This is a genomic window from Bradyrhizobium sp. CCBAU 45389 (assembly GCF_028128625.1).
Taxonomy (GTDB): domain Bacteria; phylum Pseudomonadota; class Alphaproteobacteria; order Rhizobiales; family Xanthobacteraceae; genus Bradyrhizobium; species Bradyrhizobium liaoningense_B.
The window spans coordinates 76,813-96,965 of the sequence record NZ_LBIY01000094.1; the positions used below are offsets into that span (position 1 = coordinate 76,813).

Annotated in this window: 28 protein-coding genes and 1 pseudogene; 10 read left to right on the plus strand and 19 right to left on the minus strand. The window is 64.5% G+C overall.

The annotated features are described in order from the left end of the window. Positions 1-283 precede the first annotated feature (283 nt). Positions 284-1,078 (plus strand): transglycosylase SLT domain-containing protein, encoded by a 795-nt coding sequence (locus XH79_RS25595; protein WP_271583548.1) that lies wholly within the window; start codon positions 284-286, stop codon positions 1,076-1,078. 227 nt (positions 1,079-1,305) lie between these two features. Further along, entirely contained in the window at positions 1,306-1,902 is a 597-nt protein-coding gene (locus XH79_RS25600; protein WP_212336984.1) for a phasin family protein, read from the plus strand. A 105-nt stretch (positions 1,903-2,007) separates the two neighbouring features. Here XH79_RS25600 and XH79_RS25605 read toward each other — a convergent pair whose 3' ends face one another. From XH79_RS25605 to XH79_RS25615, 3 genes are all read right to left on the minus strand, one after another. Beyond that, the gene (locus XH79_RS25605) at positions 2,008-2,301 is read right to left on the minus strand and encodes a hypothetical protein (protein ID WP_212336986.1); all 294 of its coding nucleotides are present in this window, start codon (positions 2,299-2,301) and stop codon (positions 2,008-2,010) included. 165 nt (positions 2,302-2,466) lie between these two features. Next, positions 2,467-2,763, minus strand: coding sequence for a cytosolic protein (locus tag XH79_RS25610; RefSeq protein ID WP_211406704.1), 297 nt, complete (start codon positions 2,761-2,763; stop codon positions 2,467-2,469). Positions 2,764-2,781: 18 nt separating this feature from the next. After that, entirely contained in the window at positions 2,782-3,069 is a 288-nt protein-coding gene (locus XH79_RS25615) for a hypothetical protein (protein ID WP_212336988.1), read from the minus strand. 222 nt (positions 3,070-3,291) lie between these two features. Here XH79_RS25615 and XH79_RS25620 point away from each other — a divergent pair, with 222 nt between their 5' ends. After that, a complete protein-coding gene (locus XH79_RS25620; protein ID WP_271583549.1) occupies positions 3,292-4,278 on the plus strand; it encodes a hypothetical protein in 987 nt (328 codons plus the stop codon). Positions 4,279-4,456: 178 nt separating this feature from the next. Here XH79_RS25620 and XH79_RS25625 read toward each other — a convergent pair whose 3' ends face one another. The 6 genes from XH79_RS25625 to XH79_RS25650 form a co-directional block, all read right to left on the minus strand. Further along, entirely contained in the window at positions 4,457-4,963 is a 507-nt protein-coding gene (locus XH79_RS25625) for a hypothetical protein (RefSeq protein WP_212336990.1), read from the minus strand. Between the two features lie 471 nt (positions 4,964-5,434). Then, positions 5,435-5,716: a hypothetical protein gene (locus XH79_RS25630; protein ID WP_271583388.1), complete on the minus strand. Its 282-nt coding sequence runs from the start codon at positions 5,714-5,716 to the stop codon at positions 5,435-5,437. Positions 5,717-5,858: 142 nt separating this feature from the next. Then, positions 5,859-6,347: a hypothetical protein gene (locus XH79_RS25635; RefSeq protein ID WP_271583389.1), complete on the minus strand. Its 489-nt coding sequence runs from the start codon at positions 6,345-6,347 to the stop codon at positions 5,859-5,861. A 16-nt stretch (positions 6,348-6,363) separates the two neighbouring features. Next, the gene (locus XH79_RS25640) at positions 6,364-6,951 is read right to left on the minus strand and encodes a hypothetical protein (protein ID WP_271583390.1); all 588 of its coding nucleotides are present in this window, start codon (positions 6,949-6,951) and stop codon (positions 6,364-6,366) included. Between the two features lie 171 nt (positions 6,952-7,122). Beyond that, positions 7,123-7,758 (minus strand): cell envelope biogenesis protein TolA, encoded by a 636-nt coding sequence (locus tag XH79_RS25645; RefSeq protein WP_212336997.1) that lies wholly within the window; start codon positions 7,756-7,758, stop codon positions 7,123-7,125. A gap of 293 nt (positions 7,759-8,051) precedes the next feature. Beyond that, positions 8,052-8,453, minus strand: coding sequence for a VOC family protein (locus XH79_RS25650; protein WP_212336998.1), 402 nt, complete (start codon positions 8,451-8,453; stop codon positions 8,052-8,054). 167 nt (positions 8,454-8,620) lie between these two features. Here XH79_RS25650 and XH79_RS25655 point away from each other — a divergent pair, with 167 nt between their 5' ends. Beyond that, positions 8,621-8,815: a hypothetical protein gene (locus XH79_RS25655; RefSeq protein ID WP_212338277.1), complete on the plus strand. Its 195-nt coding sequence runs from the start codon at positions 8,621-8,623 to the stop codon at positions 8,813-8,815. A gap of 110 nt (positions 8,816-8,925) precedes the next feature. Continuing rightward, positions 8,926-9,276 (plus strand): zinc ribbon domain-containing protein YjdM, encoded by a 351-nt coding sequence (locus XH79_RS25660; RefSeq protein ID WP_212337000.1) that lies wholly within the window; start codon positions 8,926-8,928, stop codon positions 9,274-9,276. 236 nt (positions 9,277-9,512) lie between these two features. On the opposite strand, the gene XH79_RS25665 is transcribed toward XH79_RS25660, so the two are convergent. The 4 genes from XH79_RS25665 to XH79_RS25680 form a co-directional block, all read right to left on the minus strand. After that, a complete protein-coding gene (locus XH79_RS25665) occupies positions 9,513-10,433 on the minus strand; it encodes a DMT family transporter (RefSeq protein WP_271583391.1) in 921 nt (306 codons plus the stop codon). A 115-nt stretch (positions 10,434-10,548) separates the two neighbouring features. Then, positions 10,549-10,695, minus strand: a complete 147-nt coding sequence (locus XH79_RS25670; RefSeq protein WP_271583392.1) for a hypothetical protein — start codon at positions 10,693-10,695, stop codon at positions 10,549-10,551. A gap of 309 nt (positions 10,696-11,004) precedes the next feature. Next, positions 11,005-11,253, minus strand: coding sequence for a hypothetical protein (locus XH79_RS25675; RefSeq protein ID WP_212337007.1), 249 nt, complete (start codon positions 11,251-11,253; stop codon positions 11,005-11,007). 150 nt (positions 11,254-11,403) lie between these two features. Then, complete coding sequence (locus XH79_RS25680) at positions 11,404-11,607, minus strand: hypothetical protein (protein WP_271583393.1); 204 nt, start codon at positions 11,605-11,607, stop codon at positions 11,404-11,406. A 245-nt stretch (positions 11,608-11,852) separates the two neighbouring features. Between XH79_RS25680 and XH79_RS25685 the strand changes: the two genes are divergently transcribed. Further along, a complete protein-coding gene (locus tag XH79_RS25685) occupies positions 11,853-13,151 on the plus strand; it encodes a hypothetical protein (RefSeq protein ID WP_271583394.1) in 1,299 nt (432 codons plus the stop codon). A 4-nt stretch (positions 13,152-13,155) separates the two neighbouring features. Here the strand turns inward: XH79_RS25685 and pdxY are convergent, their stop codons facing one another. The 3 genes from pdxY to XH79_RS25700 all read right to left on the minus strand — a co-directional run bounded on the left by pdxY (position 13,156) and on the right by XH79_RS25700 (position 15,398). Next, positions 13,156-13,974, minus strand: coding sequence for a pyridoxal kinase (pdxY, locus tag XH79_RS25690; protein WP_271583395.1), 819 nt, complete (start codon positions 13,972-13,974; stop codon positions 13,156-13,158). 48 nt (positions 13,975-14,022) lie between these two features. Then, a complete protein-coding gene (locus tag XH79_RS25695) occupies positions 14,023-14,664 on the minus strand; it encodes an FMN-binding negative transcriptional regulator (RefSeq protein WP_271583396.1) in 642 nt (213 codons plus the stop codon). Between the two features lie 89 nt (positions 14,665-14,753). Continuing rightward, positions 14,754-15,398 (minus strand): TetR family transcriptional regulator, encoded by a 645-nt coding sequence (locus XH79_RS25700; protein ID WP_271583397.1) that lies wholly within the window; start codon positions 15,396-15,398, stop codon positions 14,754-14,756. A 97-nt stretch (positions 15,399-15,495) separates the two neighbouring features. On the opposite strand from XH79_RS25700, the pseudogene XH79_RS25705 reads away from it, so the two are divergent. The 3 genes and pseudogenes from XH79_RS25705 (at position 15,496) to XH79_RS25715 (ending at position 17,257) form a co-directional block, all read left to right on the plus strand. Further along, positions 15,496-16,154, plus strand: a pseudogene (locus XH79_RS25705) (O-methyltransferase). A gap of 189 nt (positions 16,155-16,343) precedes the next feature. Further along, positions 16,344-16,688: a DMT family transporter gene (locus XH79_RS25710; protein WP_018644652.1), complete on the plus strand. Its 345-nt coding sequence runs from the start codon at positions 16,344-16,346 to the stop codon at positions 16,686-16,688. Continuing rightward, the gene (locus XH79_RS25715) at positions 16,688-17,257 is read left to right on the plus strand and encodes a TetR family transcriptional regulator (protein WP_271583550.1); all 570 of its coding nucleotides are present in this window, start codon (positions 16,688-16,690) and stop codon (positions 17,255-17,257) included. The genes XH79_RS25710 and XH79_RS25715 overlap by 1 nt, the downstream gene beginning before the upstream one ends. A 105-nt stretch (positions 17,258-17,362) precedes the next feature. On the opposite strand, the gene XH79_RS25720 is transcribed toward XH79_RS25715, so the two are convergent. The 3 genes from XH79_RS25720 to XH79_RS25730 all read right to left on the minus strand — a co-directional run bounded on the left by XH79_RS25720 (position 17,363) and on the right by XH79_RS25730 (position 19,775). After that, a complete protein-coding gene (locus tag XH79_RS25720) occupies positions 17,363-18,964 on the minus strand; it encodes a hypothetical protein (RefSeq protein WP_271583398.1) in 1,602 nt (533 codons plus the stop codon). A 212-nt stretch (positions 18,965-19,176) separates the two neighbouring features. Further along, a complete protein-coding gene (locus XH79_RS25725; protein WP_212338204.1) occupies positions 19,177-19,497 on the minus strand; it encodes a hypothetical protein in 321 nt (106 codons plus the stop codon). A gap of 71 nt (positions 19,498-19,568) precedes the next feature. Beyond that, on the minus strand, positions 19,569-19,775 hold the full coding sequence (locus XH79_RS25730; protein WP_212337022.1) for a hypothetical protein: 207 nt from the start codon (positions 19,773-19,775) through the stop codon (positions 19,569-19,571). Positions 19,776-19,897: 122 nt separating this feature from the next. Between XH79_RS25730 and XH79_RS43145 the strand changes: the two genes are divergently transcribed. Then, a complete protein-coding gene (locus XH79_RS43145) occupies positions 19,898-20,053 on the plus strand; it encodes a hypothetical protein (protein WP_333938889.1) in 156 nt (51 codons plus the stop codon). Positions 20,054-20,153: the final 100 nt, after the last annotated feature.

Below are 20,153 nucleotides of genomic sequence, written 5' to 3' on the forward strand. Positions count from 1 at the left end.
ACGAAATCTCTCGGTACACCCGCTCATGGTGGATTCGATGAACCAGCTGCAAAGCATGGCTGTGCGATGAAAAACGCCCATAGCGATCACCCAGAAATTTCGAAATGCGAAGGCGCCAGATGCGCAATGCCAAACGCGCGCACGAGAGGCCCGTTGGCGGCAGATAAACAGACTGGACAGCCGCCGTCTGTGGAGTAATTCACAATTGCGGTATGACTTTTTTTTGGGCGCACGGCGATTGGCCCTGCCGCTGCGCCAGCCAAAGCCCGCACAGTCAGCCAGAATGTCCACTTCCCATCGTCCACTCCTCCCTCGACTGCGCAGCGTTAGGCGGCGCGCCCAGTGGGCACGAAAGAAGTTCTCGCGCGCACCACGGATGGTTCGGATCGCGGCCGGCCTGGCTATCCTGCTCGCAGCCCTCGCCCTCCTGAACCTCGCCTATCACGTCATCCGCAAGCCAACCGAACTCTTCGTCTTCGTCGGCAATTCCCTCGACAAGGACCCATCCGAAACCTGGCGCCACTACGCCCCCCTCTTCCGCACCTACTCCACCACCACCATCACCCCCGAATTGCTGGCCGCACTTGCGCAGGTGGAGAGCTCTGGCAATCCGGTGGCGCGCACTTACTGGCGCTGGCGGTGGAGCTTTAATCCGCTGGCGATCTACCGGCCCGCCTCCAGCGCGGTCGGGCTCTTCCAGATGACCGATCCGGCCTTCGCGGAGGCCGCGCGGTTCTGTGTTCGCGGCAACGCGGTTACGGAGACCGGATGCGGGTCGACGTTCTTCTACGTCCGCGCGATCCCGAGCCATGCCATCGAGCTGACGTCGGTGTATCTGGACCGCCAGGTGGCCATGGTTCTCGGTCTCGCGGGTGACGTGAAGGCCAGCCGCGAGCAGAAGCAGGATCTGGCCGCCTTCATCCATCTCTGCGGCGCAGGTCCCGCCACAGCCTTCGCGCGCCGCAAGTTTCAGATGATCGCTGGGACACGCTGCGGCGATCACCTCGTCGCGGGCTATGTCGGGAAGGTCAACGCGATGAAGCGGCAGTTTTTGCGGCTGGCGGCGGAGGATCCGTAGATCCGTAGGGTGGGTTAGCTGGCGGTCGCGCGAAGCGCCGTCCGCTGGCGTAACCCACCACCTCCGCGCGCCGGGTTACGCCTTCGGTTTACCCACCCTGCGGCCCTGCCGATGCCCGGCAAAATCTCACCACATGGCCGCCACGCAAGCGACAACCCACAATCGCGATTTCAGCGCAAACGCGACGGAGGCTTGCGGGCTTCAGCGATATTCAGGAGCCATTTGCAATGTTGAGTAGGATAGAAAATAAGCCAACGGGAAAATCCGGCCGGCGCGGCGGGAAGAAGAAGGCCGGGCAGCGGACCGGGGCCGGCGAGCAACACGCAACTGCAGCGCATCCATTGCCGGATGCCTCGGTGGAGATCAGCCAAGAGAACGAGCAAGAGAAACGGCAAGAGAACGAGCAAGAGAACAGGCAAGAGACCGAGCAAGAGGTAGAGACGAGCCCACCGATCAGTGCGCAGGTACCCTCGCCCGCAGCCTTGCCGTCCGGGACAGAGATCGCTGCCAGCGCGCCCGTCGCACCGGTGGAACCCTCCCTGGCCGGCACGCAGGCGATTGCCGATGCCTATAGCGGCTACATCAAGACGTCGCTTGAGCACGCCTGGACCTTCCTGGAAAAGCTCGCGACGGCGCGCTCACCCGTCGAGGCCTTTGAGCTTCAGATGGAGTACGCGAAACAGGTGTGCGACTCCTTTGTCACCGAATCCCAGAAGATCGCCGTGTTGCATGAACAAATGACCAAACAAAGGGTCATGCATCTTGAGGGGTTCGTGGCCAAGCTCACGCAGACGACGCTCGAAATCCGCGCGACTCGTCACTAACGACCGGAAGCCCTGCTCACCATTTGACGTGATGGGCTCAACCCATCCTGCGTCCGACCGGTCGTTGTGTCCCGTCAGTGCCTGGACCTAAGAACCGCCTGGCGTTCAGTACCCTGACTTGCTCGAGCCGGTGGTCGGCCTCGTGCTCGCGCCGGTGGTTTGACCTGTGGTTTGACCCGGGGCGTAGCTCGACGCGCCGGGGCTGGTGCTCTTCGCGGACTTCGCGTGATGCTTCTTCTTATGCCCAGGAGCGTAGCTGGAAGCGCCCGGCTCGCCCGTCTTGGAACCCATTTTCTGCATCTCATGACCTGGCGTCTTGCTCGATACACCCTGAGCAAACACGGCTGGCGCTGTAGCCATGACAACGGCAGCCGCAAGCGCGATGATCCTTGCTTTCATGTTGTCCTCCTCCGAAAAGCCCCCTCGAGGAAACGGAATGAACCAGCGCCCGTTCCTCCAAGGGAACGTTCATGGTGAGAACAGCGCTGCTCAACTGGCTCCTTTCGGCGCCGCAACCCTATGAACAGGTTTTTCGCAACGGATCATGCCGCAGGGCAAAACCGATCACGACTGTTCGATCAGGATCGGTGAACCGAGCTCTTCGAAACGAAACAGCTGAAACACCCGCTGGCCATTGAAGTCGAGCACTCTCAAATCATCGGTCTCGTGCAGGTTGCTTTCAACCGCATGAAAGTGCCCGCCGTAGCGCTCCCTGGCCAGCGACAAGGGAACCTCGAACGCGACGAACTTGCCGATACCTTTTTGCCTGAGCACTCCAAGAAGCTTCAGGTCGTTCAGGGACTGATGCGAGGTGAGAACAAGCAGCGGACCGCTCGCCGTAAGCAGCAAAAGCGATTTCATCGGATCCTCCTTTGCACCCTACCTGATCTTCGCCAGGCACTCCTTCAGGCGCTCCAGCTCCGTACGGACCTGTGCCTCCATGGCGTCTTGCAATGCGAGGATGCCCCTGCTGGACAATTCTGCAGAGGCCTTTCTGTCCAGATTCTGCTTCCAATCACGGATGCCTTGCCTGGTGGCCCGCTGGGCCTCCGCCGTCGTCTTGGCGTATTCCTTCATGCAGGCGTCGGCCATCGAGCATGTCTGGCACTCCTGGGCGGCGGCCGGACTTGAAAGAAGCAGGGCGAGTATCGCGGCAGGGACCTTCATTGCGATTCCTCCCGCGACAGCATAGCACGTCGCAGGGATGCCTGGGGTAGCAGCCGCCGGCTGTTTCAGTGCCGGAAAATTCAAAGCGATCGCGCGACAACGCCGTGTCGCGCATCGTGTGCCGAGCCCGCCATAATTTTTCCTTGGCACACGCGTTGTGTCTGATAGCGGCGAGACCTATCCTTCCCATGATCGGACTGCCTCCCATTGACGCCCGACCGGATGGAGAGCGCATCGGTGCCTGAAACGAACGACCCCAAACCTGATACCGACAAGCCTGATGCTTCCAAGCCTGATGCCGCCAAGCCGGACGAGGCGCGCGCCGAGGGCGGGCTGGCGCGGGCCTATGACCGGATCAAGAGCGCAGAGGAAGACCTTGCGCGGCTGGACCGGCTGGTTTCCGGAATGGAACGCGACAGCGAAGGCAAGCGAGCCTCGCACGCAAGCCCTGGTGCGACGGCAGACGCCACTCCCGGAAACAAGGCGTCGACGCCGGATGCGAAGGTTCCGAAGGTCGCGGTTCGCGATCAAGGCTTGAAGGGAGATCGGACCATGATGCGCGCTTTGGTCGGCCTCGTGCTGGCGATCGGCCTTCTCGGCGCTGCCTTCGCTTCGCAATATCGCGATGAGGCAAAATCGATCAGCCAGTCGATCATCGCACGATGGGCCCCGCCGGCCGCGAACAGTTCCCCGCAAGCGGCCGCGGTGGAAAGCCCGGCGCAGCCGCAGGCCGTACTGCTGGCTGCTGCGGGTGAGCCGAGCCCGGTGCCGGCGCCGCCGGTGCCTAAGGACACGGAAAGCGCCCCGAAGCCCGGCGCCACGGCGCCCGAGGCGTCATCGTCCGAACTCGCGCAATCGCTCAAGGCCATCACGAGCGAGCTTGCGAGCATCAGCGGCAAGCTCGAGCAGCTGAAAAGCAGCAACGAGCAGACCCTGCGCGAGCAGGCCGCCACCATTCAACAGCTCAAGGCGGCGCAGGAGAAGGATGCGGCAGACAAGGCGCGCCTCGCCGCGCAGGTCCAGGCGCTGCAAACGCAACTGACCACGTCATCCGCGCCTGCAGCCGCCAAGCCCGTCGTGCGCAGCGTGATGAACAACGAAGCGCGCGCCCGGCCGCACGTGCCGGACGCCGCACCCCGGCGGTTCAGGCCGCCGCCGCGCGGCCGCTGGATGCCTCCGCCCTACGACCCCTACGATCCGGATTGGTAGCCCGAAAGGCGCGGAGACAGTGCCGTAGGGTGGGTTAGCCTGCGGCGGCGCGAAGCGCAGTCCGCTGGCGTAACCCACCTCTTGATTTCCGCGGAGGCAGAAGTGGTGGGTCACGCTGCGCGAGCTGCGCCTTGCGCAGTCGCGGGAAGCTAACCCACCCTACGGACCTACGCCCGCCTCACCGGACTTCGGTCATCGACACCGTGGCGGCGATCCCGGTCATCTCGGAATCTTCCGGTGCAAGCTCCTCATCGGGAGACGGGCCTACCGAGACTTCCGCCATTCTGCGCTTGACGTGTTCGCATGTCTTGCGGACGTCCTCGGTGAACAGCGCGCATTCTTCGATGCGCTTGAAGATCTTCCGTCCCTCTTCACGATACCCCGCCGCCGTTTCCCGCATGAAGGCGATCGCATCATGGACCTGGGCCGTCAGCGCCTCGCATTTTTGCGCGGCGTCGATCAACTCGGTGCCCATGGCCTCGATCTCTTTTGCGGCTGACTCATAGTCGCGAATGACCGCCTCTGCACTGAGCGCGCCGACGCGCGTGACGCCCGCGGTGTGCTCGACGTAATCAGGCAATGCAATGGAAGTGAGAGAGCTTCCCGAGCGTACCGACGAAATGTCGGCCTCGAGCTGAACCAGATTCACGCCTTCCCGTCTGCGCAATTGTTCAACACTTGCCATGATTGGTCCTCCCAATACGCACCCAGAACCCCAAACAGTATTGGGTTTATTACGGGGGTAAGTGGCATTCCACCCCGATGTATACTTGACAGTCGCAGCTTTGCCATTTTTTCCCGATCGTTGACGCCGCACGCAGCGATGAGGGGTTCATCATCGCGCAACCTCCCATGGTTGCGGGCTATGCCGCCAGGGTCAACGCGATGAAGCCGCAGTTTTGCGCGTGCGGCGGAGGACGGGGATTGGCAAAGGAGCGTAGCCCGGATGAGCGCAGCGACATCCGGGGAATGCCTCGGCACAACGTCCCGGATATCGCTTCGCTCATCCGGGCTACAGTGCCGTAGGGTGGGCAAAGGCGCACTTGCGCCGTGCCCACCATGACGTGTTGAGATAGCGCTGGTGGGCACGCTTCCGCCTTCGCTCTTCGAGCTACGGCGGACAAGTCGCTTTGCCCACCCTACGAATTGTCGATCATTACCACCAATACGGCCAGCGCCACGCCTCGTAGCGAATATATGACGGCACCAGCGGCGGGCCGTAGGGATCGACCCGGTCGTCTTCAGGGCGATAGCGATAGCGTGGAACGATATTGTAATCCCACGGCGTCGGCCTCAGCACAGGCGCGGTGACGATCAGCCTCTCCTGCGGTGCGCGAACGACTTGCGCCTTCCGCGTCCGGGCTTCCGCACCCGATATCCCGAGGCTGCACAGCACCAGGGCCGTTCCGAGCGCACAGGCGAGCGTCATTTTTGTCATGCGTTGGCCTCCCTGCCACCAGAGTGCAAAAGGACTCAAGGCAAGGCAAGCGAATTCGCTTCCTCACGCCCGACGCACCGCCTGCGCTGCGACTGGCGACATGCCGCCATCAGAGGTCGTCGCAGCGGCCGGCGCCATCCGGTCAGCGCCGTGAGTCCCGCCTGGCCTGTGCCCTCTTGTTGGCCTGCGAAACCCGTCCAATCTTCGAGGGAGGAAGCTTGACGGTTCGACGACGGCTCGGCAGCGCACGCATGCCGTCACTTGGCGTCGGATGATTTTCCGGGCGCGTGAATTGCCTGGCACGGCGCAGCGCCAGCGCCCGTCGGGCCGCTTCTCCCAGTTCGCGCCGTGCTTCGAAGTTCTGGACTCGTCTCAGCTCCTTGTTGACGCGCTTGAGGGCGGCAACAAAAACTTCCTTGCGCCGGAACGTGTTTGCTCCCGCCCCCGGTGTGCGGCGTCCAGCAGGATCAGCCGAACCTTTCGCGACGCGTCGTTGGCGGTGCGCGAGCGTTCGTTCCTTGTCGCGAAGGTCACGCAGGAGCTTGCGCAATTTCTCCAAAGCCGCGCGATCGACGTCTCCGATCGCGGGATGGTGCGACGTCAGAACAATCTGCTGCTCGTCATGGTTCAAGATGCTGGACTCGAATTTACATGGCCTCGACATCCTTCTCCTCCTTCGATGAACGGGAACGCCAGGGAACATCGCTATCAAGCACCACATCCGCAGCCGCGAGCCGGCGGAAAAGAGCCCTGCGGCGGGCAATCGGAGGCCACGCGTAAAGAAAGATGTCGGACGGCTTCCAGATCGCAACCCAGCCGAATATCAGGAAGCTCTCCTGCAGGATCCGGGAAACGGGATTCTCGTCCAGCTTTAGCGACACGAGCCAGCCGAGCACCAGGCATAACGACAGGATGGAAAGGCCAACCGCAAGCGAGAGCCGCCCGGTCTTGAACAGCTCCCGCATCTCTCTGGTCATCGCCTGGCTTCTAAGGTCGAAATGATCCTTCACCGCGATGACGATGTCGCTTGCGGTCGGCTGCGCAAGCTCGTCCGGCGGCAGGTGAATGACGATCGCGATGGGCGCATCGATCGGCAATTCCTGCGCACGGCCCACGATGTAGTCTTCGGCGTCGAGCGCAAGTTCACTTTCCCTGAATGGCGACGGATCCAGCGTGTTGAAGAGCTGCGACACCTTCCGAAGCTTCAGCTCGATGCGGCCGGTCGGCATGGCCATGGCATCCATCGTCACGTTTGGCCGTGCCAACGTGTCGCAACCGATCGCTTGCCGCCATCGGGAAATGTACCGAGGACCGGGGGCGTCGTACCGATCTCGACTCTTCGACGATTATGGCAGCAAGCTTGACCCGGATGAGCGGCTTGTCGCCGTAGCCAGGATTGCGCGCCCCTACGCGCGCGCCCGGCGCACCGCCTCCGCCAGCTTCGTCCTTTGCTTGTCCCATCGGGACCGCTCGGCCTCGGCGCGCTCGTCGAGAGCGGCGCGCGCGGCTTCGATCTCCTCGGTGCGCGCCGCGTGCTCCTGCCTCGCCTCGTCCAGCGCCGCCTCGGCCGCGGCGACCGCCTTGTCGCGGCGCGCGCGCTCTTTGGCGCGGGCGGCATCCTCCTTGCGGCGCTCGGCCTCGCGCCGCCGCTCCTCCTTCTCGAACGCCGCGGCGGACTTGCGTGCCTCTTGATCGTCGCGCTTGCGGGATGGTTTGTGTGCCGTCCTGGCGGCACGCTTGCCCGGCTTGGGCTTACGTTTGGGCTTGTTCTCCGCGTCGGCGAGAGCGGTCGGCAGCTCCGCACTCTCGGCGAACGGGCCGTCCGATCCGACCGGACGCTTGAGCACGACGCCGGGCTTGGCCATGGTCGCGGCGACGACGTCGGGATCGTCACTCTCTCTGGCAACGCCCTGGTGGAACAGATTGGAGCTGGCGCCCCAGGCCTCGAGCGCCGCCTTCATCGAGGGGGCCGCGACAGCCTGGTCGTAGAAGCCGAGCGAGGTCTGGTAGGTCCTCAGTTTTCTCTTGAGTTGTTTTGGCATCTCGCCCCGCGGCCTCGCGACGCATCAGCTCCCGGTCGTCGCACGGCGCCACAATGCCATCATGCCCCTGTTTTGCCCGACGGGTCAAATGCTGTTCGGTATCGCCGAAGTCGCACCGAACGGCAGGCTCTCGAGTCTCGCTCGTCCCCATGGGGCGGCTTTGCCCGACGGGTCACGCAATTTTCGGTATCGCAGAACTCTGAAATCCCTGATGTTTTCTACTGTGCATGGGGTTGTTTTCGATGTTTTTTGTTTGACGGGCAATTCCGCGAGGTGCCGGGCGCGTGGTCCGGCTATCTCTCGAGCAGCGCGTCATATCCCTTCGCACTGAACGCCAGCAGACAAAACCCGTGCCCGAACGGATCGGCCAGCATGGCGATCCGCCCATAGGGCGCATCGCGCGCCGGCATCTCCAGGATCGCGCCGGCGCCAAGCGCGCGCGCCACCGCGGCGTCGACATCATCGACGACCACGTCGATATGCAGCGGCGTCCAGTGCCGCTCGTAGCGGCGGCGATCGCCGCCGGCGCCCACCGTGCCGGCCTGCTTGGTCAACAGATAGACCGGCGCCGGCCAGCCGAGCAGCTCGACGAAGTCGCCACCGAAGCGGCGGCTGACAGTCAGGCCGAAGGCGGCGGTGTAGAAGGTCGTGGCTTGCGCGACGTCGGGGACGTCGATGTTGAGCAGGAAGGTCATGGCGGGCTCGCTCCGCGATTTGCAGGGCGAGCGTAACGCGGACCAAGCTGCGTGCAATCCGGGATGGTGCCGCACGTTCCTCCAAATTGATTGGCGTCAAGGGGCTGGCGTGAGACACATCGGACCATAGAAAACGAAGTGTCCGCCGCCGAGCGACGAATCACGGCATGAACAACGGAAGGATCACCATGAACGGCAATCGCTATTACGGCGTCCGCGTCGAGGGTGCGAAATACGGCGTGGGCTTCGGCTCGGCGCTCGCCATCGCGATCTCCTACACCAACAACCATTCGATCCTGTGGGCGATCATCCACGGCATCCTGGGCTGGCTCTACGTGATCTTCGTGGCGCTGTTCCGGTGATATCGCACCGGCAGGCGGCGACCGGGCCGGGCCGTCCTTGAGCTTTTGCTTGCTTTCCCGGTTCCCGCCCCTACGGTCGCGCCGCGAATGAAGCGCTCAACGAGAAAGATATGACCGACACGATGAAATGCCCTGCGTGCAGCTCCGAGCACGCCTATCAGGACCGCGACCTCTGGGTCTGCCCGGAGTGCGGCCACGAATGGAGCGGTGCGGCGGATGCGGCTGCGGACACGGCGCCGGACGCCGGCGTGCGCGACGCCAACGGCAATGTCCTCGCCGACGGCGACAGCGTCATCGTGATCAAGGACCTCAAGATCAAGGGCTCCTCCTCGGTCGTGAAGGGCGGCACCAAGGTGCGCAACATCCGCCTCCAGGACGCCAGCGACGGACACAACATCGCCTGCAAGATCGAAGGCATCGGCGCGATGAACCTGAAGTCGGAGTTCGTGAGGAAAGCCTGAGGAGGGGCCAGCGGACCCGCGCGGTAACGCTAACGCCGGTTCCTTCCCCGGAACGCACAATTCCTCTTATCCAATCGGGAAAAATGTGTAATCTGGCTCCTGCCGGGCAGGCCTTTGTATCGCGTAGCTATTTTATCGACCCGGGGCTGGCATTTCGACGACGCGTTTGATTGCATCACAGCTTTGAGACTTGAGTGGCCGCCCCCAGGGGCGGCCTTCCCGTTTTCGGGGTCGGCCTAGCGCTGCCGCTGCGCCAGATAGAATCCGCACAGCACCGTCACGAGGCCGGCCGTCTGCAACAGCGTCGGCGGCTCGCTGAGCAGGAGCCAGCCGGTCAGCAACGTCAGGGCGGGCACGCAGGCCGGAAACACCGCGGCGCGGGCGACGCCGAGGCGCTGCACCGAGACCGCGAACAGATAGAGTGCGGCGGGACCGGCGAGCACGCCCTGCGCCAGCGCCTGGATTGCGTTCTCCCACACGCCGATCGCCGCGACGTGAGCGAGCCCGACGATGGCGATGTAGAGCGGCAGCAACAGCAGCGACAGCACGTTGATGACGAGCGCCGCCGACACGGCCGAGACGCGCCAGCGCCGCAGCGCCGCACCGAAGCCGGCGAACATCAATCCGGTCAGCACGAAGATCAGGTCGCCCTGCACGCCTTCGGCGCCGATATGGCCGATCGATTCCGCGCCGATGACGCCGAGACCGGCGACGATGATGATGGCCCCGGCGAGCCGCGAGACGGAGATCCGCTCCTTCAGGAGCAACGCTGCGAGCAGGAGGCCGCCGAGCGTGGCGCAGGAGGGCTGGATCACGCTGCCATGACCGAGCGGCACGAACAAAAAGCCGGTGTAGGAGATCAGCGACATCACGGGGCCGCCGAGCACCATCAGCACAAGGCCCCTGCCCCAGCCGATGCCGCAGAGATCGGAGATGCCGGCGCGCAGGACCAGCGGCAGGAACGCGATTCCCGACCAGACATAGCGATGCACGAGCAGATCGACCGGCGTGAAGCCGACCTTCAGCCCATGCCGCGTGCCGGCAAAACCCAGCGCCCAGAACAGCGCCGCCGATAGGCCGCAGACCACGCCGAGAAGCGCCGGTGCCGCATCGTTGTTCTGAGTGAGAGCGTCAGCGCCGCTCGTCCGCTGATCCATGGATCAAGCGATATGTCGGCAGAGGCCGCGGCTCAACCCACGTGGGCGCAGGGCTGGCACGCAACGTCGTGACGAAGGCGCGTAGCCCGATTTGCACGCCGCTCAAACAGCGGCATCAGAAAAAACCAGGGCTCAGATCGAGGCCGTAGGTCAGGCTCAGCACGAACACGAACAGCGCGGCGGCCGCGAACAGCGCGAGATGCCTGAGAATGAATTCACGCGTCGAGGTGCCGGCAACAGCGGCTTTCTGCGCAACGGGCATGAACGACCTCCAGTATGAGTCCAGAATTGGCCGCTCAATATGCGGCGCGCGCATCAGGCGCCGCGATCTGCGAAACAACTATTAAGAAGATCACACGCGTCTTGAACCGCCGTACACAACGCCCGGCTCGCGCGCTTCTTTTTCAGTCACGTCTTCTCGATCCGCGCACACGCGCAAAACAGCGCGGCTCCTGCCATAAAGAAAAACCGCGCTCCCAAGGGAGCGCGGTTCCAACCTGATACGAGGCCTTCTTAAAACCCGAATCTTGCGATAGGCACGATGCGCGCGCACCGTGCTTGTCGCGGAAGCTTAGCGGACCGATCCCACCGTCGCGGTCTTGACCGTGCGCGGCGCGAGGACGCTGGCCTGCAGCGCCGTCACGCTGGTGGCGGGCGCCGACACCTGCTGCTCGAGCTTGTTGGCGCCGAGCACACGAACCTGCAGGGGGGAAGCCGGAATGCCGTTGGCCTCATAGGCCGGCAGCTCGGCGGCGAAGGTGGCAGTCGAGCCCGCGATGGCGAGGACGGCGGCTGCGATCGACAAAGTCTTCTTGTTCATTGGTGATGCTCCAGAAGGAAGTTTCGGAGCACATCTAAGCCTGATTTGCTGCATTGCGACATGCGTTGTTGCAACGCAATATCGCGCCCGGCGCATGGCAATATGTTTAACGCGCCCAACGCCTTGGACGGATTTCCTGATTCGGCGGGCTCAGCCGCCGAGGACGTCGCCCCAGCCGTCGAAGACATAGGTCTTCCAGGCCACGGTCCCATCGCCGCGAAGGCGGCTGGCCCGCCGATAATCCTCGGCCTGATCGGCGGTCCAGGTGATGATCCTGCCGGAAACACGATCGTGCAGGACGGCGGGCTCGGTGGGATCGAAGGCGTCCATGGGACGAAGCGAGGAATGCGTCATGGCCGACAAACGCCATGCCCCTCTGGAAAGTTGCCGCAACCCGTCCGATTCGTATTTATCGAAGTCGACAACGGCGGGAACCCGCGCGTGGCTCCGAGGCCACACTTCCCCAAAAAGCCCGTTTTCGCCGATTTACGCCATTGCGCCGCCACACGGTCCCCCGAACAATTGACGTGCTGCGTGCCTTTCTGTGCAAGACTGTCCGAGAAGACTGGTTCGGACAGAACCGTTTGGAGGCAGGGATCATGAATGATCGGCGGTCTCTTCTGGTGGCAGTCGCGTGCCCCTCTGCCGTCATGGCCGGCTGGCTGGCGCTCTCTCTGTCCGCCTATGCCCCTGCCGTGATCGAGAACAGCGGCGCCAACGTGTCCGCAATCTCGCGTGCGAAAGACCTCAGCCGTCTCGATCTCGCCGATATTCCGCGCGCTGCGACGATCGAGGATGGCATTGCGCTGACGGCTGACATCGCCGCCGCTGCTGCCGCGACACCGGTTCCAGTGGTCACCGAGGCAGCGGCGCCTGAAGTGCCCGCCCCTGCCGTCAAGCTCGCTTCCGCCGATCCGGCGCTGATCCTGCCGAGCGAGCCACCCGCACCGCAGATTCTGCCCGAGCCGGCGCCCGCCACCAGCGAGGCCGCACCCGTGCAGGAGCCGGTCAAGCTCGCATCCGCCGATCCCGCCGAGATCGTGGCCACCGACGCGCTGTCGCCCGCAGCGCTTGCGACCGGGCCGGCAGCCACCACCGAAAGCAAGGCGTCGCCACCGGCCGACACCATCGCCGTGCTCGACGAATGCTTCGTCATCGACGCCTGCATCGATCGCTATCTCTGGGCGCTCTACCAGCGCACGCCCAAGGAGGACTCGATCAAGGTGCAGGAGCGCCGCGCCGTCACCGTCAAGCGCAGGGGCAAGATGGTCACGGTCATGCGCAGCTTCACGAAGCTGGTCGACGAGGATTTCGGCTGGAAGGATCCGAAAGCAGCCGAGCACGCCCGCATGTCGATGATGGATTACGTCATCGGCGGCATGGACAAGAGCTTCAAGCGAAAACTGTTTCGCACGCTGCTCGCCGCCGAAGCCGCCGGCCTGTCGCCGGGCATCACCAGCGCGTTCCGCGACGACTATCGCCAATCGATCGCGAGCGGCCTGAAGGCCGCCTCCGACCGCTCCTATCACGGCGGCAGCACGCGCGGCGGCTATGGCCACGGCATGGCGGCCGACATCGTCTCGACCGCCGGCAACAACCGCGCGCAGCGCTGGGTCTCGACTGAAGTGTTGTGGAAATGGGTCGACGCCAACGGTAAGGCGCTGGGCATCGGCCGGCCCTATCTCGGCCGCGATCCGCCGCATGTCGGCCCGATCGACGGCGCCGAATACATCTCGAAGCGTGGCACCGCGGACCGCAAGGACGTTGCCAGCGCCAAGCCGAAGAAGGCGCGGGCCGTGGCGCATGCCAAGCTGCCAAAGGCGCAAGCCGCGCGCGAGCAGAAAGGCTCGACCAAGCCACAGAAATCGGCGCAATCGGCCGGCAAGCGCGCGACCTGAGCCGTTACGGCTTGCGTCCCACCGAGGGCAGCGGCACGAGCCGCATCTCGGCCGTGCCGGCCTCTTGCGTGCGCACCAGCACGGCAAAGATGGTCTCGACCGCGAGCCGCACCGCAGCCTCCATCGCCTTGCCCTTGGCCAGATGCGCCGCGATCAGGCCGGTGAGCAGATCGCCGGTGCCATAGGGGCGGATCGGCAGTCGCGGCGTCGCAAAGCGTGACAGCTGGCCGTCCGCGCAAAGGATCGTCTCCACCTGCCCGTCAGGCGTGTCAGTGAGCGTGCAGCCGGTCGCGACGACGTCGATGCGGCCCTCGCCAGCGAGCGCCGCGCATGCCGCGCGCAGGCCCTGCGTATCCGCGATCGCAACACCTGCAAGCAGTTCGAGCTCGAACTGGTTCGGCGTCGTCAGATTCGCGGCCGGCAGCAGCCGGTGCCGCACCACATCGAGGATGCCGTCGGCGACATAGACCCGGCCATCGTCCCCGATCACGGGATCGCAGAGATAGATGAGTTTGGAATTGCGGATCAGCGCCCGCTCGACGAAATCGGCGACGACAGCCGCATTGCCGGGCGAGCCGAGATAGCCGGTGACCAGCACCGCGGCCTCGTCGACGAGATCGCGCTCCTCGACGCCTTTGAGCAGATCGGCGACGAGCTCGGTCTCCAGCACGCGGCCGCGGAGGGTTGGATAGCGCGGATGGTTCGACAGCAGCGTCGTCGGCACCGCCGCGACGTTCACGCCCTCCGCCTGCATGGCATAGGCGGCCGCGCTGTTGCCGACATGGCCGTGGACCACCTGGCTTTGAATGGAGATGACGAGCATGTGGAGGTCCGTAAGGTCAATCGCGGTGCAAGGCAAGCGCAGCCCGGATCACGAAAAATCGTACCCGAGCCCCGGGCGCAGCGCCTGCATCTTCCGCGCCAGCCGCCGATGCCCCGTCTCCTCCGACCGCGCCAGTCGGCCCGCAACGGCGACATGATCCGCATCGCTCTTGTGCTGGTTGAGCTTGGCCTGCCCTTCGACGGTATCGACCACAAGATCGATGACGCGGATCGCCGCCAGCATGCTCTCGCGCTTCTCCGGCTCCATTTGCACGAGGTCCCAGGGCGCCTTTGGCAACCGCGCCTCGGCGACCGCGAGCAGCGCATCGCCATGCCCGCGGTTGTCCTCGAGCCCCCGCAGATGCGCCACGCCTGACAGGTGCACGGCCTCGTAGAGCCAGGTCGAGACGTTATCCTGCGAGGCATACCAGTCATTGGAGACGTAGGCATCGTCGCCGGCGACGATCAGCAGGAATCGTCTCGCGCCATCCGCCAGCGGAACGAGCGGATTCTTCGCGGTGAGGTGGATCTGCACGATCGCGCGCCCGTCGCGCCTGTTTAGCACAAACGGCACGTGCGAGGCACGCGGCCCGCGCTCGTCCACTGCTACGACCACGCCGAAGCCGCGTTGCCCGGCGAATTCCAGCGCAGCCTGCTCCTCGATGTGGAATTGGGGACGGAGGACATGCATGGCGCGGTGCTCGATTGGCTCAACGAAGGACGATGCTACTCCATCATCCGGCCAAGGCCGAAACGATATCGCCTTGCAAAAGGCGGATGTCAGGAATGAATTCGGCGCCGCGCAAGCTCGCCGAGATAGGCGCAGAACATGTCGGCCAGTCCGTCGGCCTGGCGCGCGATCTCCGTTTCGCTGCGCGGCGCCTCCGAGAACCGCTTGCCGACCTCACTTAACGTCGTCGTGATCAACTCGCCGGCGAGAGCGCGCGTCGCATCCGGAGCCTTGGGCAGCGCCTCCCGCATGAACGCCGCGACGATTCCCTTTCCGGCAGCCCGCGCCTCTTGCGCCTCGGGGGCATCGCGATAGAGCGGCGCGGCATCGCTGAGAGCGGTGCGGATCGCGGCCTCCTCGCACTCCGAGCGGATGAAGGCATGGACCAGCGCGCGCAGCCGCAGCGGCGGCGCCTTCGCACCGTCCGCCAGGATGCCGCGCAGCATGTCGCTCGTGCGCCGCCACTCATCGCTCTGGAGGCGGAACAGGATCGCCGCCTTGTTCGGAAAGTATTGATAGAGCGACCCGACGCTCACCCCGGCCCGCTCCGCCACCCGCGCCGTGGTGAAACGCTGCGCACCCTCCTTCGCCAGAACCTGAACAGCCGCATCCAGAATGGCCGCCACCAGCTCCGTGGAGCGCACCTGCTGCGGCTGTTTTCGCGAGGAAACTGAACGGCTTCGACGATCGGCCATGGCGCCCTTGGACAATGCGAATAGCGAATGCGACGAATTAGTCGTATTTTAGCTTCCGCGCAAGCACGCGCTTGTTCGCGATCTCAGGAGACCTGAAATGACCACCATCACATCGCTTGCGCCGCTGCTGGATCGCCTCTTCCTCGAGGCCGAGGCCGCAAGCGGCACAACGCACGCCGCCGTGGCCGATCTGTCCGACGCCGAGCGGGAACGGATGCTGCGGAGCAAGACCGACTACGCCGATCTCTATCGACGCCTGAAGGACGCGCCGCTCGCAGTCTCGCGCGAGACGGGTCACCTGCTCTACATGCTGACCCGCAGCTCCAGCGCCAGGACGATCGTCGAGTTCGGCACCTCGTTCGGCCTCTCGACCCTGCACCTTGCCGCAGGCCTGCGTGACAATGGCGGCGGTCGCCTCATCACCAGCGAGTTCGAGCCGTCGAAAGCCGCGCGGGCGCGGGAGAACCTGTCGGCCGGCGGCTTGATCGACCTCGTCGAAATCCGCGAAGGCGATGCGCTGCAAACGCTGGGTGCCGATCTGCCGGATACGATCGATCTCGTGCTGCTCGACGGCGCCAAGCGCTCTACCCTGATATCCTGGATCTGGTCGAAGGCCATCTCAGGCCGGGTGCGATCATCGTCGCCGACAACGCCGACCACAGCCCCGACTATCTGGCGCGAGTGCGCGCCCCCGGAAGCGGCTACATGTCCACGCCCTTTGCCGAAGACGTCGAACTCTCCGTGCGGATCAACTAGCGCCGCTCCCGGAACCACCACAAGAGCTTGAAGCCGCCGCACGATTCGCCGCGCGGCGGCTTCAGTGCGCTCCCGACATGTCGCAGGTCGTCACTGACACGTGATAACGGTTGAAGGCAAAGGCCGCGCTCCGCATGCTAAACATACCTACCGCGCGGTATCTTTCTTGCCGCCATGCCCGAGCCTGACATGACCTCCGCCTTCAACGCCTACGCAGCGCTTGCCCTCGCCATCGTCTTCGAGGTCACCGCGTCCGCCTTCCTGCAGCAGTCCGCGCAATTCACGCGCCCCTGGCCGACGCTGGCCATGGTGCTGTTCTACGTCGCCTCGTTCTACGCGCTGTCGGTCGCGATCCGGGTGATCCCCCTGAGCATCGCCTATGCGATCTGGGGCGGCGTCGGCATCATCCTGACCGCGACCGTCTCGTTCGTGCTGTTCCGGCAGATGCTGGACGCTGCGGCCTTCGTCGGCATTGGCTTGATCGTATCGGGGGTCGTGATCATCAACCTGTTCTCGGAGACGACGGTGCATTGATGCCGGGAAGCGCCTATACCCGCGCCAAGCAGCCAGAGCAGGTGCGGCGCGCCCTGCTCGATCACGCCGCTTCCATCGCCATGGACCATGGCGTCGCCGGCGTCACCGTGCAGGCGGTGGCGGCGGCGGCGGGCGTCACCAAGGGCGGACTGTTTCATCACTTCGGCAGCAAGCAGGCGTTGATCGAGGGCCTGTTCGCCGACCTGCTCGGCCGCGTCGATGCCGAGATCGACGCCGCCATCGAAGCCGATCCCAAGCCGCGCGGCAGTTTTACGCGCGCTTATGTCAATGCGGTGTTCACCGGCAAGGCCTTCGGCCTTGCGACGCCATGGTCGGCGCTGAGCATGGTCGTCGTCACCGATCCGTCACTGCGCCGGCTCTGGAACGACTGGATGAAGGCCCGGCTGAAGCGCCACCGCGCGACCGACGGCACGCCCGAGCTGCACATCGTGCGTCTCGCCGCCGACGGCGCCTGGCTGACCTTTGTCACGACCGGACAGACACGCATGAACGCCGACTTGCGCGCCGTGCACGACCGGCTGATCGCGCAGACCTATCGGCGAGCGTAGCGGCTCTGTTGCGTAGCCCGGATAGAGCGAAGCGTAATCCGGGACAGTCTTTCCGCAACTACTAATCCCGGATTGCGCTGCGCTCCATCCGGGCTACAGGTCACCTCACGGCGCCGTCTTGATCTTCGCGCGCAGCGATGCCGGCTCCACGATCCCCGGCAGGAAGCTGAAATTCGCCGAGGTCTTGCCATCGACCAGCGTCGCGAAGCTGTGGCAACTGACACATGAGCCCGGGCCCGCGGGACCATTGCTCAGATAATTCTGGATGTAGGTCTCCAGTGTCATGTTGGATAGCATGCCCGGCACGGCATTGGATGGAATCGGATTTGGCGGGGTCGGCGGTTCGACGTTGCCGCCCCATTGCGTGCCGACCAGCATGTAATTCCCGAACACACTCTTGAGCGAGCCGAGCGCCATCCGCCATTGCTCGTTGAGAGTACTCGTCGTCGGATAGATCCGCCAGCAGCGCACCGCCTGCGGCTGCGCGGTTGCGCTGGTCGTGCCGCCTTGCGCATAGGGCTTGCGCGGATTCCAGGGGAATGCCGTCTTGCCGACGCCGGGCGATTGCGGGGAGATGTTGGTGCCGAGGCTCGACGGCGCGCCGGTGTTGAAAAACGAGAAATGCGCGCCCGGGGCGGGACTGGCCGGCCCGCAGCTCGGCTGGTTGATCCAGTTCGTGGCCTTGTCGGTACCGCAACCGTCCGCGACGTTGCAGGGCGCATTTGCGAGCGGCGCATTGTCGACATGCTCGAACGTCGCCCAGATCCATTGCGGCCGCAGCGCCGGATTGGTCTTGTCCAGCGGATTGCGCTGGAGGATGTGCATGCCGACGAGCCCCACCCGCTCGCTGCGGCAGAACGGACGGCCGTCGCGCACGAGATCGCCTGAGACCGCAAGCAGGATGTTCTGGGTGAAGAACTTTGACGGATCGTCCTTGGACGGATCGAGGATGCGCCAGGACGCCTTGATCTCGATCGAACCGTTGGTGCCATCAGGGACCGTCGCCGACGACGTGAAGTCGGCGCCGCCAGGATTTTTATTGATGAACTCTTGCTGGCCCGCCCTCGTCGTCAGCGTCTGCGACTTCTGTCCGCCGGGCGCGCGCAGATATTGCGCCTCGATCTCGTTGACGCGCCGCTCGAACAGGGTCCAGTTGCCGTTGACGTCGATCAGCGGCTTGTTGGTTGCGGCCTGCAGATATTCTTCATTGTTCGGCATCGGCTGGCCCTTGCCGTTCGAGCCGATATGGAAGATCGGAAGCGCCAGCGCCTGCGGGCAGCCGGCGATGACAGGCGCGTTGCCGAACAGCGAGGAGACCGTCGGATAGGTCTGCCAGACCCGCCGCCCCGGCTGCGTCAGTCCCTGCGCCGGCGGCTCCTTGACGCCGCTCGCCACCCAGTTGAGCGCGACGAACATCTGCCAGGCCATGTTGTCGAACGGCGACTGCACGTCCGCCTTCTCGCTCTGCGGCGGCTGACCGTAGAGACCGTTATAGCCCTGTGTTTCCGCAAGGCCCGGATCGGGGCCGATATAGGCCGGCACGATGGAGCACAGCCCATTGCTGCCATTGGCGCAGAACCTGGCCTGCGGAATATAGGGCGGTGCCGCTTGCGGCGATTGCGCCTGCGCGGCCGGCCGCAGTGGTGCCACCACCAGCGCCGTGGCGAATGCCAGCGGCACCAAGGCCAAAGACTGCCAATGCTTCATGGGAGGTCCTCACGGATGCGAGCTCAACCGCCCCGCCCTCGCCGAGCTCAAATGTGATGTGCGACCAAATCCCGAGACAGGTCCGACGGGACATCTCGGTTGTTTTAGATACTGAAACTACTTCAGGTTTAATACCACCTCACGGCAGCTCAGACAATCTCATTCTATTTTTGATTGAGAGTGCAATCGCGCGTGATCGGCTTTGTCCGTGACTAGTGGCTGGTCACCGGCTTGGGGGGACGTGGCGCGGACTTGGACGGCTTTGTGCCAGGCTTGGCCGCGGCCCGCGGCGGCGGCGTATCGACGGACTCCAGATACGCGGCAAGTGCCTTGGCCGAGTCGGAACTGGTCGCGTAATGGTCCTTCAGAAACCAGGACAGCGTCAAGCTGAAGCGTCCCTTGGCCAGGCCGCGCGGGCTGCGGTGGCAGGTCGCGCAACCGTCGGCAAACAGCTTCTCGGGCGACTTGCCGGCATCGAGGTTTTGCGCGGAGGCAACCGTCACCGTCAGTGCGGCGGCCGCGGCAAGAATCACCAAGGGCGCGATCAAACCGCGCCCCGGTTGGAATGGCGATATCAACGTCTTCCCCTCGCCCCGTCCTGCGGTCACGCCGCCAGCAACTGATCGAATTCGGCCGGCGCGTAGGCCTTGCCGTCCTGGTCGGTGATGACGACCCGCCAGCCCTCGCTCGCCCACACTTTCGCCTTCGCCACGATGAGCAGCCGGCTCTCGCGGGCAAAACTGTACTTCTCATTGTCGCGTTCTGCGACCATTTTGTAGGCCAATGCGCATCCCCTTGCGTTGCCCTGCACCCGCTCCCTCGTGGCAGCGGGCTTTGGCGGCAATTCGCCGGGAGCGTGGCAATTTGGTGCCATCCGCAGGCAGCATTGTGCTCGGCTCCGGCGGGCCGAAGGGAGGTCGATTATGCCCGATCATGAATGCGATTCAGCTTGTCACGGGCTTGCTTGGCATCGCCTTGGTCGGCGCGCCGGCAGCGGCGCAGACCTGCGATCCGCGCTATCCCGCCTGCATCGAGGTCTACACCATCGACGGCAGCCATATCGATTGCAGTTTTACGACGATCACGTAGTGCGCCGCGACGGCATCCGGGTAGTCCGCGCAGTGCTACGCCAATCCCAATGCCACCCAGAGAAGGCAGCCAAGCCTGGCCTCGTCGCCGCCGCGACGAA

Bases quoted from the DNA above. Each gene is read 5' to 3' on its own strand.
- XH79_RS25595 (WP_271583548.1), top strand. From the start codon at position 284: ATGTCCACTTCCCATCGTCCACTCCTCCCTCGACTGCGCAGCGTTAGG.
- XH79_RS25600 (WP_212336984.1), top strand. From the start codon at position 1,306: ATGTTGAGTAGGATAGAAAATAAGCCAACGGGAAAATCCGGCCGGCGC.
- XH79_RS25605 (WP_212336986.1), bottom strand. From the start codon at position 2,301: ATGAAAGCAAGGATCATCGCGCTTGCGGCTGCCGTTGTCATGGCTACA.
- XH79_RS25610 (WP_211406704.1), bottom strand. From the start codon at position 2,763: ATGAAATCGCTTTTGCTGCTTACGGCGAGCGGTCCGCTGCTTGTTCTC.
- XH79_RS25615 (WP_212336988.1), bottom strand. From the start codon at position 3,069: ATGAAGGTCCCTGCCGCGATACTCGCCCTGCTTCTTTCAAGTCCGGCC.
- XH79_RS25620 (WP_271583549.1), top strand. From the start codon at position 3,292: ATGGAGAGCGCATCGGTGCCTGAAACGAACGACCCCAAACCTGATACC.
- XH79_RS25625 (WP_212336990.1), bottom strand. From the start codon at position 4,963: ATGGCAAGTGTTGAACAATTGCGCAGACGGGAAGGCGTGAATCTGGTT.
- XH79_RS25630 (WP_271583388.1), bottom strand. From the start codon at position 5,716: ATGACAAAAATGACGCTCGCCTGTGCGCTCGGAACGGCCCTGGTGCTG.
- XH79_RS25640 (WP_271583390.1), bottom strand. From the start codon at position 6,951: ATGGCCATGCCGACCGGCCGCATCGAGCTGAAGCTTCGGAAGGTGTCG.
- XH79_RS25645 (WP_212336997.1), bottom strand. From the start codon at position 7,758: ATGCCAAAACAACTCAAGAGAAAACTGAGGACCTACCAGACCTCGCTC.
- XH79_RS25650 (WP_212336998.1), bottom strand. From the start codon at position 8,453: ATGACCTTCCTGCTCAACATCGACGTCCCCGACGTCGCGCAAGCCACG.
- XH79_RS25655 (WP_212338277.1), top strand. From the start codon at position 8,621: ATGAACAACGGAAGGATCACCATGAACGGCAATCGCTATTACGGCGTC.
- XH79_RS25660 (WP_212337000.1), top strand. From the start codon at position 8,926: ATGACCGACACGATGAAATGCCCTGCGTGCAGCTCCGAGCACGCCTAT.
- XH79_RS25665 (WP_271583391.1), bottom strand. From the start codon at position 10,433: ATGGATCAGCGGACGAGCGGCGCTGACGCTCTCACTCAGAACAACGAT.
- XH79_RS25670 (WP_271583392.1), bottom strand. From the start codon at position 10,695: ATGCCCGTTGCGCAGAAAGCCGCTGTTGCCGGCACCTCGACGCGTGAA.
- XH79_RS25675 (WP_212337007.1), bottom strand. From the start codon at position 11,253: ATGAACAAGAAGACTTTGTCGATCGCAGCCGCCGTCCTCGCCATCGCG.
- XH79_RS25680 (WP_271583393.1), bottom strand. From the start codon at position 11,607: ATGACGCATTCCTCGCTTCGTCCCATGGACGCCTTCGATCCCACCGAG.
- XH79_RS25685 (WP_271583394.1), top strand. From the start codon at position 11,853: ATGAATGATCGGCGGTCTCTTCTGGTGGCAGTCGCGTGCCCCTCTGCC.
- pdxY (WP_271583395.1), bottom strand. From the start codon at position 13,974: ATGCTCGTCATCTCCATTCAAAGCCAGGTGGTCCACGGCCATGTCGGC.
- XH79_RS25695 (WP_271583396.1), bottom strand. From the start codon at position 14,664: ATGCATGTCCTCCGTCCCCAATTCCACATCGAGGAGCAGGCTGCGCTG.
- XH79_RS25700 (WP_271583397.1), bottom strand. From the start codon at position 15,398: ATGGCCGATCGTCGAAGCCGTTCAGTTTCCTCGCGAAAACAGCCGCAG.
- XH79_RS25710 (WP_018644652.1), top strand. From the start codon at position 16,344: ATGACCTCCGCCTTCAACGCCTACGCAGCGCTTGCCCTCGCCATCGTC.
- XH79_RS25715 (WP_271583550.1), top strand. From the start codon at position 16,688: ATGCCGGGAAGCGCCTATACCCGCGCCAAGCAGCCAGAGCAGGTGCGG.
- XH79_RS25720 (WP_271583398.1), bottom strand. From the start codon at position 18,964: ATGAAGCATTGGCAGTCTTTGGCCTTGGTGCCGCTGGCATTCGCCACG.
- XH79_RS43145 (WP_333938889.1), top strand. From the start codon at position 19,898: ATGAATGCGATTCAGCTTGTCACGGGCTTGCTTGGCATCGCCTTGGTC.